Genomic DNA, 19,619 nt, shown 5'->3' with positions numbered 1-19,619 from the left:
AAAGTGTAAGTAAGCTGGCATCGTGGTTACACATGAGCCGACAGCACCCGACTCCGTCCCGGTGCCGGCAGCCACCTACGAAGCCCAGACATGGATACCTGCTGACCAGGGCTATTACTCCCGGGCGGAGCTGCGCCGCCAACGTGGGACCTACCACTCCATCGTCACGGCACCGCTGGCCGGATGGCAACCGAACTTGACGAATGGCGTCACCGCCGACGTTGAAGACGGCACCCGTGCGCTGGCCGACTTCGATCGGCATGCTCTGCAGGTCCTGGGCGCAGAGAGCCCCGCCCTGGTCCCGATGTCCGCGATTCTGTTGCGCACCGAGAGCACGTCCAGTTCTCAGATCGAGAATCTCACCACCAGTGCTCGTCAATTGGCGCTCGCGGAAATCGGCCAGACCGAAAAAGCAAACGCCCAGACGGTCATCGGCAACGTCCGGGCCATGGAAGCTGCCCTGAGGCTCTCCGATCACATCGAGTCCGAATCCATCTTGACCATGCATCTCGAGCTGCTGCGGCACCAGCGCGGCTTCGAGCATCATGCCGGGCGATTCCGGCAAGAAGCCGTCTGGATCGGGAAGGACAACGCCGGACCGATCGGTGCCGACTTCGTCGCTCCCCGGTATGAGCGGATCCCCGAAGCCATCCAGGACATCGTCGACTTCGCGGATCGCGACGACCTACCGGTGCTGGTTCAGGTAGCGACCGCGCATGCCCAGTTCGAGACGATCCACCCTTTCGTCGACGGCAACGGCCGCACCGGGCGCGCTCTCGCCCAGGCCATGCTGAGAAGCAAAGGGCTCGTCACACATGTCACCGTGCCGATCTCTGCGGGCCTGCTGACCAACACCGATACGTACTTCGATGCCCTCAATGCCTTCCGGGAAGGTGACGCCGGGCCGATCGTGCATCGTTTCGCCGATGCTGCACGCTTCGCCGCCGCCTCAGGCCGAACCCTGGTGGACAACCTCGCCGCACAGTTGGCGGATGCCCGCGACAAACTCGCCGGAGTCCGGACCCACGCCACCGCATGGGCGGTGCTGCCCAGATTGATAGGACAACCGGTGGTCAACTCCAAATACCTGACCGCCGAGCTGGCAATGAACGACGTCACCGCAATGCGCGCCCTCGAAATTCTGGTCGAACGGGGTGTCCTGGTCGAATGCACCGGACTGAAGAGAAACCGGGTCTGGCAACACACCGGCATCCTGGACGTCCTGGACGACTACGCCTCCCTGATCCGTCGGGCCGCTCCCTGAGCGGCCACCTGCGAAGATCGGGTGCATGTCGCTGCCGCTCGAGGTTGATGCCGCGGTCTTCGACTGCGACGGTCTGCTCGTTGATACCGAGACCTGCTGGACCCGCGCGGAGACCGTGATCTTCGCCGAGAACGGGCACAGCTTCGGCTGAACGCGGGCGCGCAGGCGCTCCTCGGCGCGCGTGACCTGGCCCGGAGTCTGCACGGCCGGGTGCCGATCGCGGTGGCCAGCAACAACCCCCGCGCCTTCGTCACCACGGCCCTGGTCTCAGCCGGCCTAGACAACTTCTTCACCCACATGTACGCCGCCGAGGACGTCACCAACCCCAAACCCGCCCCCGACCTGCACCTCACCGCCTGCGCAGCCCTGAACGCCGACCCCACCCGGAGCATCGCCTTCGAGGACTCCCCCACCGGCGTCGCCGCCGCCCGCGCCGCCGCCATGCACGTGGTCGGAGTCCCCTCCCTACCCGGCGTAACCCTCGCCGCCGACACGATCTTCCCCTCCCTGACCCACCCCACCCTCACCCATTGGGCCACTACCGTCGCGTAACAAATACGGACAGTCCTCAAAGGATTGTTTACATATTCGGCGATGATCGGGGGTGGGTGACCATGGCGTAAGGTGTCGGCGTTCCACCGGCCTGTCGCCGATTCTCTGACCGTCGATGTGCGAAGTGAAGGTCCCCGGTGTCATTGAAGAAGAACCAGTGGTTTGCCGTTGCGGCGGGCCTGGTCACGCTTGGTTTGATACTTGTCGTTGCGACCGTGGTGATGCTGGTGAACAAACCTGGCGACAAAGCGACGACCACTGTCGCGCTTGCGGCGGATGCGTCCACGGCGCCCGTTCCGGCTTCGACCATCACCGTCTTTGTCAGTGGTTCGGCGGCGACTCCCAGCCCGTCGCCCTCGAAACATGCGAAGACAAAATCGCCAAAACCGAAGCACACCACGAAGTCGCCTACGCCCAAGGCGACCCCGTCGCCGACGAAGACCGTGGCGGCTACCAAGACGCCGACCTCGGCTGACGGGCGTTGCATCCAGTTGCCTTCGTCGACGATCAACGGGGCGAAGGTTTCGGCCGCGAAGTGTGACGGCTCGGCCGGACAGAAGTGGATTGTCACGCAGAACGTTTTCAAGAACGAGGCGTCCGGCAAGTGTCTCGACTTCGGCGGCAACGGCGGGGCCGACATCAACTACCAGATCCAGCTCTGGGACTGCAATCTCGGCGGAGCGCAGATCTACACCCACAAATCGGACGGTACGCTCTACAGCCCTCTCAACGACCGCTGCCTCACGATCCGCCCCGACGACGACGGTGGCCCGGCCCTCGCCGTTCTGCCCTGCACCACGGGCGCGAATGCCCGCTGGAAGCTGCCCGCGTAAGTCAGCTTCAGCGTTTGATGAATTCCCGAGAAACGTCGCAGACCTCGCGCCAGCCGTGGTCGGTGCGGGCCGCGTACGCCGCTGTCCTGAATCCTGAGGAAAAGCGGCGGGCCGCCACCCGTGGGGTGACGGCCCGCCGGACGCCCGGTTCTAGTAGCGGATGGTGATGTCGGCCCGGCGGTTGCGGGCCATACCGGCCGGGGTCTTGTTACTGGCCGACGGGTTGGCCTCACCCCGGGTGATGACTGAGGTCTTGATCTTCAGTCGGGCGGTGAGGAGGCGGCAGACCTCGGCGGCACGGCGCTCGCCGAGTTTCCGGCTGGCCTTGGCGTTGCCCCGGTCGTCGGTGTGCCCGACGCAGGTGATCGAGGCGACGCCGGTCAGTTTGGCCCGCAGACCCGTGAGGTAGCGGCGCTGGGCGGCGCTGACCACCGAGGACGACGTGGTGAAGTACACCGGCCGGGCCGCGGTGAATGCGTTGAGGACCAGATTGGTACGGCTGCTGGCCCGCAACGTACGGCCCGTGGTGGGCGTCGTCGTCACCGCAACGGCGACGGGGTAGCCACCGAGCCTGGCCGCCAGGGCCCGCCCGAGCGCGTTCAGCGTGATCGGCACAGCCGCCCGCCGGGTCGCCTTGGCCATGGTGCTCCGGCCGGCGCCGACGACGACCCGTTTGCCGGAGACCGTGCTCCACAGCACGACGCTGTTGCGACCCTTGACCGCGGTCGAGAACGAGACGACGACCGGGAACGTCGCCTTGGCCGGTTGACCCCGGGTGACGGTCAGTTTGGCGACGTTCACCTTCACCGTGCCCGTCGACGGCCCCGGGCCCGGGTTGTCGGTGCTGCTCTTGGTGACCACCGCGGTGTACGTACCCGTGATCATCGTGCCGATCGCATCGGTGATGCGATAGCTGACCGGGTCGGCCTTGCCACTGAAGCCCTTGACCGGCACGAACGAGATCGTTCCGGTGGTGGCGTCCAGTGCGTAGGTTCCCTGCCCGGCGACGGTGACGGTGGTGGCCGGGTTTCCGGACGCGTCCAGGAGCGTGATGCCACCACCGGAGGGCACCGGCAGCACGGTCTTCTGCGTAGTGTCGCCCGTGCCACTGCTGCCGGGGCTGGTCGGTGCCACGGTGACCGGCAGGGCCATCTTGCGTGGAGCACCCGCCGGGTCGACACCGACGGCCAGGAACGTGTGCTCACCGGCGGCGAGCCCTGCCGGCACCGTCACCGGTGCCGCGAAGTCACCGTTGCTGTCGGTGGTCACCTGGCCGAGCTCGATCGGGGTCGAGTAGATCGTCACGGTGGCCGTCGAGAACGGCGCGAAACCGGTGCCGATGACGATGATCTGCTGGGACGGCACCGCGAGGGACAGCTTGCCCTTGTCGGTCGTCAGGGTCAGCGGCACATCGGTCGGTACGGTCGCCGGCGTCTCGGGCTCGGTCGGCACGACAGCGTTCGACGCGAGCGACGGTCCCGAAGCACCACCCGGGCCGGATGCCACGACGGTCACGGTGTAGCTCGTTCCCGCGACGCCTCCGATGACACACGAGGTGGCCGGGGCCGTTGTCGTGCAGGTGGCCTGCCCGGGTGACGCGTACGCCGTGTAGCCGGTCACCTGTCCCGTGACGGCCTGCCACGAAACGCTGATGGACGACGTTCCGGCCCTGGCCACCGGTGCCGCGGTCAGCGCCGACGGCGGCGCGGGCGTGGGCGTGACCGGCGGCGCGGGCGGGTCGGGGATCGGCGTCGGGTCGGCGATGTAGCTGTAGGTCGCGCTCGCCTCCGCCGTTCCCGCGACGAGGGTGACCGTGACGACGTCCGGCGCCGACACCGCCGGGGTCCGGAACGTCAGGCTCGTGCCGTCGCCGTTCACCTGGAAGTCCGGGATCCGCAGCACGGTGTCACCGATCCGGACGGAGCGCACGGTGTCGAGGCGGTTGCCGGTGATGGTGACCGTGGTGCCACCGGAGACGACGCCGATCGCCGGGGAGATGCGGGTGATCTCCGGCGGTACGGGCGTGATGACCAGCGAGCCCGCGACGTACTGGAAGCTGGTCGGGTTGCTGTACGCCGAGTCGTTGGCGGCGTTCAGGGAACCACCGCGCGGCACGATCTTGTAGGTGCCGGGATCGGTGGGCGCGCCGTTGAGCACCTGGTTGCCCTGGTAGTAGTCGTAGTCGACACCGGAGACCTCGTCACCGTCGAACAGGCCGGTGATCTGCGCGGTCGGTGCGATGTCGTCGCCCACCGGGACGGTGAGGTCGTCGGCGACGACCGCGATCGTCTGCGGTGCGCCGAACACGCTGACCTCGATCGTCTCCACCGTCTCGGCCGGGTCGGAGGCCGCGGTCGCGACGTTGTAGTTCACCGACGATGCCTGCCGGCCCGTGATCACGCAGGTGCCGGCGCTGCTGGCGGTGACAGTCGTACCCGCGATCGTGCAGATGGCCGGGGTCTGCGAGGTCAGGACCACCTGGGCGAGAGCGGCGCCGGGGTTCGGCGCGGCGTTCGTGCGCTTGTCCGTGACGGTCGCGGTGACCTCCACCGGGGTGTTCTCGGTCAGCAGCACCGACTTGGGGCTGACCGACAGGGCGAGGACCGCGTCAGCCTTGGCGATGGTGCCGGTGACGGTCGGCCGGGGGTTGGTGAGGACGTAATTCGTCTTCGCCGACCCGGCGAGCGCCACGTCGTCCGCCAGGGTGACCGGCTTGTTGACCCCCGGGGTGGCGTCCGCGAACGTCCCCGAGCCAGAGTTGCCCACGAGGGAGATCGAGTCGCCGTCCACCGCGCCGGTGAACGTCAGCTCGCCCAGCGTCACCGCCTCGGTGCCGTCGTAGACCTTGTCCGCGCGGACCGCGCCGATGGTCAGGTCGCGCGGGGTGATGGTGATCCGGGTGACCGGCTTGTCGGCGACGTAGTAGATGCCGCGGTCGGTCCCGGACGTCTTCATCTCGAACGACTTGACCCGGACGTCCCACGCCGCCGTCGAGACCCCGTCGCCGCCACAGTTCGGGTCGGCGAGTGCCACGTTGCCGGGCAGGCCCTCGGTCCAGCCGTCGGTCAGGGGCCTCTGGTCACACGTCGAGTTGCGGTACTCCCAGACGACCTTGGTGATCGGGTCGGTGGTGGAGCTGGGTGTGACGGTGAAGTCGGTGCCGTCATTGAGCTGACCGCGGTAGGTGAACGAGGCACCGGTGGCGGACATCGGCGTGAGCGTGATGGGCGTACCCGTGATGGTCACCTGGACCGGAGCCGGGTCGTTGAGCCACACGTAGCGTTCCGCGGCATAGGTCGCCCGGTTGCGCGCCACCCGCACGTAGTAGTCACCCGCGGCTACCGGGGCACCGGCGGTGGCCCCGGTGGTGAAACCGTGCAGACCGTACGTCGCGGCGGTCACGTACTCGTACCCGGACGGGGCTGTCACGACGAACGGGTTGGCGCCGATGAAGCCCGACGTGGTGTTGCCGAGCGTGTACGACTGTCCCGCGGGGATCGTCAGCTGGTTCGCCGACCCGTTCGCGGTGGTCGTCACCGACGATGCGAGCCCGCAGACGAAACCGACCCGCTGGACCGCCTTGCCGCTGTCCGACGGTGTGATGACGAAGGTCTTGGCGCCCCAGGGGTTGCTGAGATCGGTGGGCAGCGCGGCCAGGTCGACGACGATCTGCCCGTCCGCGTAGCTGGTCGGGACGATGGTCACACCGTCGATCGTCACAGTGCCGGCCGACCCGAAGAGACCGCCAGAATTGGTGATCGTCACGACCGCGGGTGACTGGGTGACGTTGCCCGTGGCCGGTTGCGCGGTCCGAAGGCAGCTGCCGAAGTCCGGCGTCCGCGTCAGGGTGACACCGGCGTTCAGATAAAGGACACCGGTCGTCGTGTACGCCCGGCCGACATCGGTGACCACCGTGACCCGCTTCCAGCCACCGTTCGAGAACCCTCGCGGCGCCGGGAACGTCAGCGACGTCTCGGTGACGGCGGACGGGGCGAGCGTCACGTCGTTACCGCCGCCCTGATCCTCGACGATGACGCGGGTGCTCGCCGCCGCCGTACCGGTCAGGTTGGTCCCGGTCAGGGTGAACGCGTCGTTGAGATCGCCGACCGGGTCGAACTCGTTGCGGAAGGAATGGCTGAGATCGGTGGTCGAGGAGATGCGGTCGATCGTCGGCAGTCCCAGGCTCGCCGTGTAGAGCAGGGCCACCGCCTGCGTCGCGGACAGCGAACTGCCCGTGGGGGCGACGGTGACGGAGGCCGATCCGACCGGCATGGCCGGGGCGAGGAACGTGATCGCGGTGTCCGACCAGGACAGCGCCGTGACCGTCGTGGAGCCGACGCGCAGGGTCCCGGCCGGGCCGAAGCCGCTGCCCTGGATCCTGACCTTCATGCCGCCGGTGGTGGGGCCCTGCAGGACCAGGCCGCTGTCGTACTCATCCTGGCTCGGTGGCAGGAAGAAGGCGTTGTACGGTTCCGGTCCGACATAGGTGATGGCCGGGCCGGTGACCCGGACCGAGCTGCGGAGCGCGGTCGAACTGCCGCTGGGGGTCACGACAACCGGCAGCGAACCCGCCGCACCCGTCGGCACGGAGACCCCGCTGATCACCGTGCCACCGCTGGTCGCGGTGTAGGAGACGGCCGCCGCCGTGCCGACCTTGACGGTGCCCGCGGTGCCGAACCCCGCGCCGGTGATGGTGATCTTCGCGGCACTGCCCGTGTTGTACGACGGCAGGACAGCCGGCGAAACGGAGCTGATCCCGTTCTCGGGCAGGACGGTGATGCCCCCGGCCCGGGTCACGGCACCGGTGACGGCCCCAACCACCAGGTCCTTTGCGCCGACGGTGTCAACCGCGGGCACCTCGAAGGTCAGCGACGTGGCGCTGGACGCGGTCACCCGCGCCCACACGCCGTCGACGCTGACGCCGGCCGTTCCGGTGGCCCCGAAGCCGGTGCCGGTGACCGTGACCTCGTCACCGGCCTTCGCGCTTGCGGGGCTCACCTGCGAGATGACCGGCGCGGCACCGGGCGCTGCCAGGGTCAGCGACGCGGATTCGGAGATCCCGCCGCCCTGAGCCGAGGAAACCTGCACCGCGACCGGGCCGGGCGTCTGGGCCGCGGGCACGACAGCGGTCAGCTTCGTGTTGCTCACGCGGGTGACCAGCGGCGACTTGATCCCGCCGATGATGACCGTGGGGCGGCCGGTCGTGCCGAAGTCCGTACCCTGCACCGTGATGACCGAGCCACCCGACGTGGCCACCGTGGTGGGGCTGATCGACGTGATTCCGGGCCGGGCGGCGTACGTGAAACTGGCCGCCGTGGTCGCAGAACCGTAAGGATTGGTCGCAGTGATCTTGACTGGCCCGGCTGCGGCGGCGGGCGGCGCGGGGAACTCGATGGTGTCGTAATCCTGGGTGTACTGCTCGAAGGTGTCGCCGTCCCACCCCTCGTGCACCACGTCGTAGTCCGGGACGTCGACGCCGCCGACCTTGATGGTGGCCTCGTCCTCGCCCGAGACCAGGAAACGGCCCTTCAGACGGATCTTGGTACCACCGGCGACCGGGCCCGCCGACGGGGTGAACGACAGATCCAGCGGGGCCGGGGCCCGCCAGTTGATGCTCCGGGACCAGATCGGCACGCAGTCACTGTTGTAGCGGTACGACCGGGTCGGGCAGGCACCCGCGTACAAGGTGCGCGGGCCGCTGCCCCCGAACGCCTCACCGTCGGGGTATTCGACGTAGATGGTCGCGTTGTCGTCCCCGGTCCAGCCCCACCAGTAGACGTCGTCGAGGATCCGGCCCTGCGCGTCCTTGATCCAGTACACGACATCGGCCGGGCTGACCACGCCGTGCCCGCGCAGAACGATCACCGACCCCGAGGTGACCGGGTCCGGGATGTCCGCGCTGGTGATCTGAAAGTCATCGGTGAAGGTGTACGCGTTGGAGAGCGTCGTCCGGCTCTCCATGCCGTAGAAGTTGCCGATGCTGCAGTACGTGCTGAGCTTGAGGTCCGATATCCCCGGCTTGTGGTCGACCGCCTCGGGTAGTTCGAGCACGACCTGCGTCAGCCCGGTGTCCGGGTCGAGCGTGCTGCCGATGACACTCGCCGACCCGCTGGCCACCTCCGCCCCCACCCGGTAACACCACGGGTAGCCGGGGAAGGTGCCGTCCCGCAACGTGACGGTGGAGCGGGTTCCGCCGTACACCGTGGTGGTGGTGCCGGTGATGCCGACGATCTTGGCCTGCGGGGCGACGTTGAACCAGGCCGCGAGGTGATAGGTGTCGGTGGTGCTGCTGTTCGAAGCCGTGACCTTGATCGTCACCTCGTTCCGGCCGCGGCTCAGCGACAGCGCCACCGAGCCGTTGTTGGCCGGTGTCTGCAGCGCGCCCTCGAGCCGCACTTCCACCGTGGCCCCCAGGTCCGCGGCGACCGGGGTCACCGTGAGCGCGGGGCTGTCGGTGATGGCCTGGTAGTAGTGGTTGGCCGGCGAGAAGCCCGGCGCGAGGGCCGAGACGCTGCCCGACGAGGTGACACCCAGAGACGCTAGGCCGGCTTCGGCCGAGACGCTCGCGATCGATGCCAGACTCTTCAGCGGCGTCCGCGCCGCGAACTGCTGAGCGGGGTCATTCAGGGTCACCGCCGGCGGTGGCGTGTCACTCGGCGGCCCCTTGGGTTCGGCCGCGGCCGCCCCCGGGACGAGGAAAGAAGCCGCCAGAACCGCTCCGGCGATACCACCGCTCAGCAGAAAACGAACGCCACGCACGTCTGCCCCCGGACCCCTCAAGACGATTAGACCTCTGCATCGTCGCGGAGCGAGGCCCACAATTAGGGGCAAACGTGAAGATATCTAGTCTTGAGCTTTCGACTCGGCCGCTGGGCGTCGGGTTCGTCGAACTCTTGCGAAGGGGAGTTGCGGGCCACTGCGGAAATGCGTGCCGCTTGCCGGCGATGGTCGCGATCGCTGCGGGGAACATGATCACGACGGCGGTCCACGCGATGGAGACGACGCCGAACACGAAGCCCCACGCGGCCACACCCAGATAGAGGATCAGCGCGGCGCACAGCTCGCCGCGGCCGACCTCGACATCGCCGTCACCCCGGTCAGCGCGGTCAGCGCGGGCTTCCCCGGCGCCGCCCGCTCCTTCTCACCCCGACGGACCAGGCAGTTGGTCGCGGTAACGCCCGCCTGCTCCGACCCACTCGCCGCCCGGCTCATCCCAACGTACGGTCGCGCGGCGTGCGGGTCCCCCGGGACGTCCAGGCCCAGCTCTTCGTGGGGCCTTGATCGTTCTTTGCACTACACGCTCTTCTTGACGCCGGGTCGAGGACGGTCACGCCGAGCTGCGCGCCCCCGCCGCCGGTTGTCGCTGTCGGTGGGCCCAGCGAATCGTCGTGGCCCGCCGGCCGCTCAAGGGCGACCGGACCCAGTGCGGCGCGCCTGATGGATTCACGCTCGGCAACCTGATGACTACCGAAGGATGACCAGGTCGCAAGTCGGGGCAAATAACTTGAAATAACTATCCCTAGCCTACCCCCCGATCAAAGGCTGGATCTCGATGAACATCTCCATAATGCGCACCGGGTTCGGCGCCGCCACGGCTGCGGCGCTGGTGCTCAGTTCGCCCGGCTCCGCCGAGGCCGGGACAACCTCCGCGGCGACGACGGTGATCTATGCGTGCGCCAAAAAGTCGACCGGCGTCGTGAGCGTCATCGACTACGCCCATGGGCGCCGATGCACGGACGGGACGCTGATCTCCTGGTATCGGATCAGCCCGCAGACGCAATCCGATCCGAACGATGGCGACGTCGCGCGCGGGCTGCGGGGCGTCGCCGGCATTCAAGGCCTCCTCGGTACCACTGGGCCGGCTGGGCCGATGGGTCCGCGAGGCGCCACCGGGCCGATGGGTCCGGTAGGTCCGGCAGGGCCCAGGGGCGCGGTCGGGCCCCTCGGTCCGCAGGGGCTTGTCGGTCTGCCGGGTACTCCGGGGCTGCCAGGGGCCAGGGGCTTGACCGGACTGACCGGTGCGCAGGGATTCATCGGTCCGATCGGGCCGGCCGGAGTCAAGGGTGCTACCGGAGCTACCGGTTTGACGGGCGCAACTGGCGCAACTGGCGGAGTTGGCTCAACGGGTGCGACCGGTGCAACAGGTGCAGTCGGGGCGACGGGCGCGGTTGGCGCGGTTGGCGCGGTTGGCGCGACAGGCGCGGTTGGCGCAACGGGCGCAGCCGGTGCGACCGGCGCGGTCGGCGCACCAGGAGCGGTCGGCGCAACAGGCTCGACCGGCGCTGCGGGAGCTGACGGCGCAATAGGCGCTGCGGGAGCTGACGGGGCGACCGGGGCTCAGGGTGCGACCGGAGTGGCCGGAGTGGCCGGGGCGACCGGGGCCGATGGGCTGTCGGCGTTCGCGTTGTGGCTGCAGGAGGGCAACAGCGGCACGGTCGGCGATTTCCTCACCTCCCTGATCGGCGCACAGGGAGCTCAAGGATTCTCGGCCTACCAACTATGGCTGGCGAACGGGCACGCCGGCACCGTGGACGAGTTCCTCGACTCGTTGGTCGGTCCGCGGGGTTTCGACGGCAGGTCCGCGTACGACCTGTGGAGTGACACCAACACCGGCACTCTCGACGACTTCCTGACATCACTCATCGGCGCGCAGGGAGCAACGGGCGCGCAGGGCGCAACCGGCGACTCGGCCTTTGATACGTGGCGGTCGTTGAACGGCAATGCCAGTGGCACCGTGACCGAGTTCCTCGCAAGCCTGGTCGGTGCGCAGGGCGCGATCGGCCCGCAGGGTCCGATGGGGCCGCAGGGCCAACAGGGCTTGCCCGGAGACACCGGCGCTAAGGGTGACACCGGCGCGACGGGTCCGCAGGGCGTGATCGGACCGGAGGGAGCGACAGGTCCCCAGGGTGCGACCGGCGCGACCGGGACAACAGGCCCCCAGGGTGCGACCGGCCTCGCGGGTGACGTCGGCGCGACAGGCCCGCAAGGTCCGACCGGCGCCCAAGGCGCAACCGGAACGACCGGAGCAACCGGCCCTCAAGGCGCGACCGGGACAACCGGTGCCACCGGCCCCCAAGGCGCGACCGGGACAACCGGTGCCACCGGCCCCCAAGGCGCGACCGGGACAACCGGTGCCACCGGCCCCCAAGGCGCGACCGGCACCACCGGCGTAGCGGGGCCTCAGGGCCCGGCCGGATCGACCGGCGCCACAGGACCGCAGGGCACAACCGGCGCCAAAGGTGATACCGGCGCGGCGGGCCCCCAGGGTGACACCGGCGCGACGGGCGCCCGGGGTCCCGCCGGCGCCGATGGGGTGAGCGGCTACTCGCTGGTGACGGGGACCGCCAGCAACAGCAGCTCCGTTGCCTCCTGCCCGGCGGGCAAGAAGGTCCTGGGCGGCGGCGGCAGCGTGGCCGGCGGCGGCCAGCTCAGTGCGAGTTACCCCTCGTCCCAGACCGCCTGGACCGCGTCCAACTCCGGCCTGGGAACGGTGACGGCGTTCGCGATCTGCGCGACTGTCGTCTGATTCCTCTGCTGAGGACGAGCTGCAGATCGCCGGGCGATCAGGGTCGGAACGCGGCGATGTTGCGGGCGGTCCAGTCGGCGAACGTACGCGGTGCCCGCCCGAGGATGCGTTGGATGTCCGGGCTGACGCGCAGCTCGGCCGGGGTGGGTGAGCCGAGGATGTCCAGGGTGTCGTTGGCCAGTTCGGCCGGCATCGCTTGGGACATCGCGGCCAGGGCCTCGGCCCGGGTGAGCTCGTGGAACCGTACCGGCAGACCGAGGGCGGCGGCGATCGCCCCGGTCTGCTGGCGCGGCGTGATGACGGCCGGGCCGGTCAGCTCGTAGACGCCGCCGCTGTGCCGGTCGTCGGTCAGGCAGGCCGCCGCAACCTCGGCGATGTCGGCCGGGTCGACGATCGGCACCCCGACGTCGCCGAAGGGCGCCGAAACGGTTTGCTGCTCGCGTACGGTCCCGGCCCACCACAGCGCGTTGGAGTCGAAACCGCCCGGCCGGAGCACGGTCCAGTCCATACCGGACGTACGCAGAGTGTCTTCCAGTTCGCGCATCTTGATCCGCGTCGTCCCGAACGGCCTGGTCACGACGCCGAGCGTGGAAAGCAGGACGACCTTACGGACACCGCTGGCCGCTGCCCGGGCGATCACCTCGACGGGACGGGCTTCGGCGCCGTGCAGAGCGCCGGAGAGCAGCAGGAACATCGCCTTCGCTCCGGCCAGTACGGGCTCGAGGCCGGCGGGATCGGCAAGATCAGCCACCACGTGACGTACGCCGTCAGATTCCTGCACCGCGTGCCGTGACAGCGTCGTCACCTGCTCGCCGGCGTCGATGAGGGCCCGCGTCAACGGCCGGCCGATGTTCCCGGTAGCTCCGGTCACCACGATCATGTTCAGCTCCTTCGCGTCGCTTGCTGATCACGACGTTAGGGAGCGCTGCTCACCATCGGTAAGTACATACCTCGGGGTAAGCTCCTGCCATGGCGGGAGGCTGGCAGTTCAAACCGGCCGTCGAGGGCACCCGCTATGAGGTGCTCAACACCGACTGCCCGGCGCGCGACGTGGTCGACCACGTGACCAGCCGGTGGGGGATCTGGGTGCTGATCTCCCTGCGCCACGGCGACCTGCGGTTCTACGAGCTGCGCGAAAGCATCAGCGGCATGAGCGAGAAGATGCTCACCCAGACGTTGCGCACCCTGCTCCAGGACGGCCTGATCTGGCGAAAGGTCGAGCCCACAACCCCACCCCAGGTCACCTACGGTCTGACCGATTTCGGCCGCGACGTCGGCGCCCAACTCGGGTCACTTTTCGACGGAATCACGCAGCGACTGCCAAAATACGACGCGCCGTAGCACCGGTCGGGTAAATCGCCGAGCGTGGACATTCCCGCGTCGCCCGCAGACAATGACTTCACAGGACTTCACATAGCTTCACACCCTCTTCACATATTGCTTGCTCGCTGTGAAGCTGGGTGATGAGATGGTGCTCATGAGCGCTCAAAGCGTCAGAGAAGCCCTCGCTACGTTGCGCCGGATAGGCGGCGAGCCGACACGGATTGAGGCGAAGCGCGCCGCCGGAGGGCTGCCCAAAGCTGTCCGGGAGACGCTGTCGGCCTTCTCGAACACGGATGGCGGGATGATCCTCCTTGGCGTGGATGAGGCGACCGGCTTCGGTCTGGCCGAGCTCAAGGATCCGAGCGCGCTCCGCGATGCATTGGTGCAGATGTCGCGGGACGACATCACTCCTCCGCTTCAGATCAGCACCGAGATCGTCGAAGTTGAGGGCCATCGGCTGGTCGTGGCCGAAGTTCCGCCGATGTCAGCGGATCGGCGCCCCGTCTACGTCACCACACAAGGAGTCTCCGGCGGTTCCTATCTACGCGGAGGAGATGGCGACCGCCACATGACCGAGGCCGAGATAGCCCTCGTCATAGCCGCCCGGACTCAACCCGTGTACGACCGGGAGCTCGTCGATGGGACCTCAATAGAGGACTTGGACGATGAGGCGCTACGGCGCACTCTGCGACGAATCCGGTCCGGATTTCCCAAGCTCGCACAGTCCGACGACGCAACGGTCCTCTTTCGCCTCGGCATCACCGCCGAAAGAGCCGCAAATTCCCCTTTGACGTTGGCGGGGCTGTTGGCCTACGGCCAGTTTCCGCAGCAGTTCTTTCCCCAGCTGATGGTCTCGGTCGTGGTGCACAGCCCCGACTCGAGCTCGGGGACCAGGTTCCTGGACAACCAGACGGTTCGCGGTTCCATCCCTGAGATGATCGAGACGACGCTGTCCATGATTCGTCGCAACCTTGCAGTTCGAGCAGTCATCACTGATCGTGGTTCACGCGTGGACGAGGTCGAGTACCCCCTCGAAGCAGTACGCGAAGCGGTCGTCAACGCACTGATGCACCGGGACTACAGCCCGGTCACCAGGGGCACTCAAGTGCAGGTCGAACTCTTCCCCGACCGTCTCGTCGTTCGCAGCCCCGGTGGACTCTACGGCGGAGTCATCGTTGACGAACTCGGCGAGGAAGGCATCTCATCCTCTCGGAATGCGGTAATGGCCAGCCTCCTCGCGGACACCTACCTCCCATCGTCGAACGAACTCGTGGCCGAGAACCGGTCTTCGGGAATTCCCGCGATGTTGGCCGTCGCCCGACGCCGAGGACTGCCTCGGCCGAGCTTCCGGAGCTCCATAGCCAGCTTCATCGTCACCATGGCACGCTCTGAGCTTCTCAGCCCCGAAACGCGCGCCTGGATCGCACACCTCGGAGCCCGCCTCCCTACACAGGCACATCAGCTCGCCCTCGCCATGCTGCGCGACGACTACCTGACAAACGAGATGCTCCGGCAATGGGGCGTGGACCGCGTCACCGCCGGCCAGGTACTGCGAGACCTTGTAGACCAGGGACTCGCCGTCAAGGAAGGCGGCAGACGCTACGCACGGTATGTCCTGGACCCCGAGGTCTCCGGCCGACCGGAGACTCCTGACCTCTTCTCGGCGCTTTCTCAACAATCCCCGCCTGACGTAGAAGAAGCGCTCAAGACACGCGGAGAAGCGACAGCCAGTGATCTTGCTGAAATGACCGGGCTATCCAGGAATACCGTCCTGAACCATCTGCGGGCTCTGGCCGAACAGCAAAAAATCGAGGTCGTCGGACCCGTTCGGAGCCCGAAGCGTAGCTATCGGTGGATCGGGCAGGACAGGTCGACTCCGCTCTGATCTGCAAGAACCCGCTGTCAGCCCTTGAGCATCTGGCGGGCCATGACGATGCGCTGGACCTGGTTGGTGCCCTCGTAGATCTGGGTGGTCTTCGAGAAAGGAGATCATCAAGCCCCTGAACAGGGACTTTGCAAGCTGGCGTCACACAGGTGTCACACAAGGGGTGCTGGAGTACGCGCCGCTGCGCAACTTTGCGCGGGAGGTCAATGCGCAACTCGGCTCGGGCCGGACGGACCGAGTCATGACATCAGCACCCGAGGAGCAACGCTCTTCCATCGGCACAGCATGGGACACCGAAGACGTCGCCGCGTACCTCAAGATCAGTACGCGTCACCTGGGCGACATCCGCACCGAAGATCCAACCTTTCCGACTCCCCGCATGCTGGGGAGTCTTCCTCGCTGGCATCCCAAGACGGTCGAAGACTGGCTGGCGGCCGCCGAGCCCGCAGCGCCGGCGAAGTCGGAGCCGAAGCCGCGGAAGCGGGGGGTCGAACGTGTCCGCTAAGCGAAAGGTGACCCGCCGTCGGGACAACGATCCGGTCCGGGTCTACGCCGACGGGCGCGTCAGCTACTGGACCGGCGGCAGGCCGGGTGAAGGAGATCGCAAGCAGGAGCGCTGCGGCAGCCGGGAGAACGCTGAAGAACGGGCTGAGGAGCTACGCGCACGCCTCCGGGAAGGGCTCAAGGGAGTCGCGCCCCGGACGGAGGTGACTCTGGACGAGTTGGCGCAAGCCGCCCTCGACAAACTGCGGAAGGAGAGGGCTCCCGAGGGAACGATCCGGCAGTACAAGTCCGACTGGAATGTCCACGTCCCGCCAGAGGTGGGCGCCGTACGGTGTCGGGACACCGAGATGTACCACTTCACGGACATCTTCAGCGGATTGATTGCTGCCAAAGCCTCTGAACAGGTCGTCAAAAACGTCGCGCGCACGGTTGGGCACTTCATTCAGTTCGGAGTTAACAACAGCTACTTCAAAGGAAACCCGTTCGGGACCTATGAGCAGCGTCGAGGCGTCGTGAAGGCGTACCGCACCCGTGCGGCAGTCAAAGGTAAGGGAGAGAAGATCACGCTGGACCTGTGTCCGGAAGTGGCAGATGTCGACGAGTACGCGGCGGCACTGGAGACCCAATACCCGGGCTACGGGAAACGCTTGACCTGGCTAACCTTCGGATCGGGGCTGAGGATCTGCGAGGCGCTTGCGCTGCGAGACGACTCGATCGATCTCAAGACGCTGGACATCCAGGTGGATTGGCAGCTCGATCGCTACGGGTCATGGCCGGACCTCGCCCTCCCGAAGGGCGGTAAGACCCGCATTACCCGACTGTGGTCCTGCTACGCCGAGGTCGCCGAGACTCTGATCGAGGACTCCCGCAGCCGGAAGGGACCGGAGCGGGGATGGCTCTTTCCGCGGCATCGCTCTCGCACGAAGTGGGCGGATCAGGCCGGCAAGCTCGCCGGCGCCGCACGGAAAGAGTGCGATTGGATCTGGACCTTCCACTGGTTGAGACACGGCTACGCGTCCTGAAGTCTCGCGCCGGCGGCGGAGGGCGGCTACGAAATCGCACCGGCACGGGTACAGAAGTGGCTCGGACACGGACAGCTGAGCACCACGCTCGACACCTACGTACACAAGTCCAGCGACGATGACGAGCACCTGAGAGCGACGATGCGCAGGCTTCCCGGTCGCCGCACAGGCAAGTGAGGCGGGTGGCTCGGGTCGGGTTCACGCCCGGCCCGAGCCACCCGCCGATCCGGTTTCCCCCGAGGCGATGAGCTGGCTGAACCGGATTCCTAGCGCATGAGCGATGGCGTGGAGATCCTTGAGGTCGCAATCCACGCGGGCCTGCTCGATATCGCGGAGAACGGAGGGCTCTACACCACTTCGTGCGGCCAGGTCTCGGATTGTCAGGCGAGCGGCTCCACGCGCCGAGGCGACGGCTCGCCCGAGCAGAGTGAGCTCGAACGGCGCCGGTTCGCCGGCAGGCTCGACTTGTTCATCTGACAGCGGCACGAACCCACAGTGCACTAAAGTGCATCACTGGTGCCAGATGCATCGCTGGCACCTTCGAGAGTCTTGAGGCCAAGGAGCGGGAAGGTGAGTCGAGTGATCGTCACCCTGGATCTGAGCGACGAGATCTACGACCTGGCACGTAGGAGGGCGGAATCCGAGTTCGTGTCCACCGAGACTTGGATCGGCTACACCTTCGAAAGATCGGTCAACCTCGAACGTCGACGGGCCGCTGCGCAGCGCGATAGCGCGCAGAAGGACAACGGCGAGAGCGGGCCAACCGCAGGTTAGGCGACGTCGTTCAAGAACCCCGTACGATGGCGGGCAGACTTCACCGTGCACCCGGTCGTATGGAGCTGTGTCTTGCATGAGCTGGACGAAACGCCGGTGAGTGAGTCGTTCCCCTACAACGCGACCGGCCTCGGGCAGGGGGTCGCCGCCGCGAGGCAAGCAGCTGGCTTGACTCTCGATGGGCTGGCGCAGCGTTCCGGAATATCGCGGCGGATGATCGTCGATATCGAGCAGGGCCGAAAGTCGTGCACGGTCAAGACTCTGCACGCCATCGCCCACGCGGTGTCGGTGCCGTTGGGCACTCTGGCCGACTCCGCCTGCGGGCACGAGCTCAAGCCGGCCCCGCCCACCGCCGCCCCAGAAGGTCAGTGACCTTCCGGGGCGGCGCAGTTCATGCGGCGCTCGGGTTGCACGCTTCGATGACTCCAGGTCGGAACCTCCGCGTGTTGCCGTCTGTCACCACGGACGGAATGCGTCCATCGGCTGCTGCTGAGCGCACCTGTCCGGTAGAGAGCCGCAACCGCTCGGCCACCTCGCCGATGCCGAGAAGATTTGCAGCGTGCCGCTCACGCCATTCCTGCGGGACAGCATCGACGTCGACCGGGTCGAAGAGCAACTGGTTGCCCTTCGAACCACCTCGCACGTACGCCAGTTTCCCGGGCGTGATCAAGAAGTCTCGGATGTAGTGCTCCGGCACCTCGAGGCGTTCGCTCACCTGCCGTAGGGTCAACCGGCCATCAGCAGCGCTGCGCTGACCGTAAGTCGCGTGGAACCGGGCTGCCAGCGCCTGAGTCTCGGGATTGTCCAGGACCCGCTGGTCATACCGCCGCGGCCGCTGCTCGCAGGCCACCTGACCGTTGTTGCTCCACGTACGAAGAGCTGAGGTGCTGACCCCGAGGTACGCGGCGGCTTCCCCGATGTTCAGCATGATGCGAGGTCGAGCACCGGGAGCAACGGCGACAGGCGCCTGGGCAAGGACCGTGCCAGGAGCGTCCCGAAGGTCGTGCTGGCGAGCCTCCGGGCCATCCCACAGGTCGAAGTAGGGAGCCGGCAGAGCGACGCCATCCGGCGTTGCACGGCAGGTGCCGCACAGCAGGCCATTGGACTGCTCGGTCTCGATCGTGGGCAGGATGTGCAGCAGCCAATGTCCTCGCTCGCAGCGACGCGGCCTTACGCGACGGCTGGAGGTCGAGGTTCGCTCGAGGACGCCTCGATATCTCTCACTCGGACCGGTGCACAGGTACAGGATGTCCTGCGACGTGCAGCCAAGACGGTTGGCGATGTCATCGGCCCGAATACCCTGCTCGGCATCGATACCCTGGCCGATGAGGGTGGCGATGACCGCCAGGGCCTGACGATCGAAAGACAGATTTCGGCGCACCCAACTGTTGGCGTGGATGATGTCGTCAGCGAGATAGCGGGCCATGACGAGCTGCCGATACTCGTCGCTTGTGCCGGACTCCGCAGTACCGGTCAACGCTGCCCAAATGACGCGCTTGGGTTCGGGAATCGGACAGTCGACCAACGCGCTGCGCGCTCCCCTTGTCGGCACGTTCACTGGCTGGTGATCTTTAAGCCACGATCGGACGTCGGTCACCACGTCATCACGGCTGCGTCCGAGCTTGTCCGCGGCCTCGTCAGCGGTAAGGCCGTCGCGAAGGACGAGGGTGGCGAGGGTCAGCCTTCGCGCCTTCAGGCGACTGGCTTGGTCGATGTCGCGTTTCCGGTTCTCAACTGCTGCGGAGATTCTCAGCGGGATGACGTTGCCGTCCGCTGTCGGCCAGTCGAGCGTGTCGGCGATCCGCAACATTCGCGGCAGATCGGCGTCAGGCTCGACGGTCATGCGTCCTCCCGACAGACGACAGATCAGGTCCGCGACGACTCGGGGCAGTGACATCCCAGCGCCGCCCTCCATCGGAACGTGTCAAGGAATTGA

At 67.3% G+C, this 19,619-nt stretch carries 16 protein-coding genes; 11 read left to right on the top strand and 5 right to left on the bottom strand.

What is annotated here, in order from left to right:
• The first annotated feature begins 22 nt into the window (after positions 1–22).
• From Aco04nite_RS12470 to Aco04nite_RS12460, 4 genes are all read left to right on the top strand, one after another.
• Positions 23–1,264 carry a Fic family protein gene (locus tag Aco04nite_RS12470; RefSeq protein WP_212997409.1) on the top strand — a complete coding sequence of 414 codons (1,242 nt, stop codon included), beginning with the start codon at positions 23–25 and terminating at the stop codon, positions 1,262–1,264.
• 25 nt (positions 1,265–1,289) lie between these two features.
• Positions 1,290–1,415: a hypothetical protein gene (locus tag Aco04nite_RS49585; RefSeq protein WP_280519337.1), complete on the top strand. Its 126-nt coding sequence runs from the start codon at positions 1,290–1,292 to the stop codon at positions 1,413–1,415.
• Positions 1,358–1,816 carry an HAD family hydrolase gene (locus Aco04nite_RS12465; protein WP_308161639.1) on the top strand — a complete coding sequence of 153 codons (459 nt, stop codon included), beginning with the start codon at positions 1,358–1,360 and terminating at the stop codon, positions 1,814–1,816. The genes Aco04nite_RS49585 and Aco04nite_RS12465 overlap by 58 nt, the downstream gene beginning before the upstream one ends.
• 137 nt (positions 1,817–1,953) lie before the next feature.
• Entirely contained in the window at positions 1,954–2,649 is a 696-nt protein-coding gene (locus tag Aco04nite_RS12460; RefSeq protein WP_212997408.1) for an RICIN domain-containing protein, read from the top strand.
• Between the two features lie 150 nt (positions 2,650–2,799).
• Here the strand turns inward: Aco04nite_RS12460 and Aco04nite_RS12455 are convergent, their stop codons facing one another.
• Together Aco04nite_RS12455 and Aco04nite_RS12450 are read right to left on the bottom strand one after the other, a co-directional pair.
• Positions 2,800–9,282 carry an IPT/TIG domain-containing protein gene (locus tag Aco04nite_RS12455; RefSeq protein WP_212997407.1) on the bottom strand — a complete coding sequence of 2,161 codons (6,483 nt, stop codon included), beginning with the start codon at positions 9,280–9,282 and terminating at the stop codon, positions 2,800–2,802.
• 411 nt (positions 9,283–9,693) lie between these two features.
• The gene (locus tag Aco04nite_RS12450) at positions 9,694–9,861 is read right to left on the bottom strand and encodes a hypothetical protein (RefSeq protein ID WP_212997406.1); all 168 of its coding nucleotides are present in this window, start codon (positions 9,859–9,861) and stop codon (positions 9,694–9,696) included.
• Positions 9,862–11,002: 1,141 nt separating this feature from the next.
• Here Aco04nite_RS12450 and Aco04nite_RS49580 point away from each other — a divergent pair.
• The gene (locus Aco04nite_RS49580) at positions 11,003–12,175 is read left to right on the top strand and encodes a collagen-like domain-containing protein (RefSeq protein ID WP_280519336.1); all 1,173 of its coding nucleotides are present in this window, start codon (positions 11,003–11,005) and stop codon (positions 12,173–12,175) included.
• Positions 12,176–12,212: 37 nt separating this feature from the next.
• On the opposite strand, the gene Aco04nite_RS12430 is transcribed toward Aco04nite_RS49580, so the two are convergent.
• Positions 12,213–13,055 (bottom strand): SDR family oxidoreductase, encoded by an 843-nt coding sequence (locus Aco04nite_RS12430; protein ID WP_212997405.1) that lies wholly within the window; start codon positions 13,053–13,055, stop codon positions 12,213–12,215.
• Between the two features lie 89 nt (positions 13,056–13,144).
• Here Aco04nite_RS12430 and Aco04nite_RS12425 point away from each other — a divergent pair, with 89 nt between their 5' ends.
• The 4 genes from Aco04nite_RS12425 to Aco04nite_RS12410 all read left to right on the top strand — a co-directional run bounded on the left by Aco04nite_RS12425 (position 13,145) and on the right by Aco04nite_RS12410 (position 16,909).
• On the top strand, positions 13,145–13,516 hold the full coding sequence (locus Aco04nite_RS12425) for a winged helix-turn-helix transcriptional regulator (protein WP_212997404.1): 372 nt from the start codon (positions 13,145–13,147) through the stop codon (positions 13,514–13,516).
• Positions 13,517–13,625: 109 nt separating this feature from the next.
• On the top strand, positions 13,626–15,383 hold the full coding sequence (locus tag Aco04nite_RS12420) for an ATP-binding protein (protein ID WP_244875987.1): 1,758 nt from the start codon (positions 13,626–13,628) through the stop codon (positions 15,381–15,383).
• A 163-nt stretch (positions 15,384–15,546) separates the two neighbouring features.
• Positions 15,547–15,888 (top strand): hypothetical protein, encoded by a 342-nt coding sequence (locus Aco04nite_RS12415; protein WP_212997402.1) that lies wholly within the window; start codon positions 15,547–15,549, stop codon positions 15,886–15,888.
• Positions 15,878–16,909 carry a tyrosine-type recombinase/integrase gene (locus Aco04nite_RS12410; RefSeq protein ID WP_212997401.1) on the top strand — a complete coding sequence of 344 codons (1,032 nt, stop codon included), beginning with the start codon at positions 15,878–15,880 and terminating at the stop codon, positions 16,907–16,909. Before Aco04nite_RS12415 ends, Aco04nite_RS12410 begins: the two co-directional genes overlap by 11 nt.
• Before the next feature lie 198 nt (positions 16,910–17,107).
• Here Aco04nite_RS12410 and Aco04nite_RS50005 read toward each other — a convergent pair whose 3' ends face one another.
• A complete protein-coding gene (locus Aco04nite_RS50005; RefSeq protein WP_212997400.1) occupies positions 17,108–17,395 on the bottom strand; it encodes a helix-turn-helix domain-containing protein in 288 nt (95 codons plus the stop codon).
• Positions 17,396–17,488: 93 nt separating this feature from the next.
• On the opposite strand from Aco04nite_RS50005, the gene Aco04nite_RS12400 reads away from it, so the two are divergent.
• Positions 17,489–17,683, top strand: a complete 195-nt coding sequence (locus tag Aco04nite_RS12400) for a hypothetical protein (protein WP_212997399.1) — start codon at positions 17,489–17,491, stop codon at positions 17,681–17,683.
• A gap of 72 nt (positions 17,684–17,755) precedes the next feature.
• Positions 17,756–18,055 (top strand): helix-turn-helix domain-containing protein, encoded by a 300-nt coding sequence (locus Aco04nite_RS12395; protein WP_212997398.1) that lies wholly within the window; start codon positions 17,756–17,758, stop codon positions 18,053–18,055.
• Between the two features lie 19 nt (positions 18,056–18,074).
• Here Aco04nite_RS12395 and Aco04nite_RS12390 read toward each other — a convergent pair whose 3' ends face one another.
• Positions 18,075–19,526 (bottom strand): MerR family transcriptional regulator, encoded by a 1,452-nt coding sequence (locus Aco04nite_RS12390; RefSeq protein ID WP_212997397.1) that lies wholly within the window; start codon positions 19,524–19,526, stop codon positions 18,075–18,077.
• Positions 19,527–19,619: the final 93 nt, after the last annotated feature.

The sequence above is a fragment of the Winogradskya consettensis genome, from assembly GCF_018332715.1.
GTDB lineage: Bacteria > Actinomycetota > Actinomycetes > Mycobacteriales > Micromonosporaceae > Actinoplanes > Actinoplanes consettensis.
Note: the sequence above shows the minus strand (reverse complement) of the source record. Positions and strands in the feature narration are given on the sequence as shown.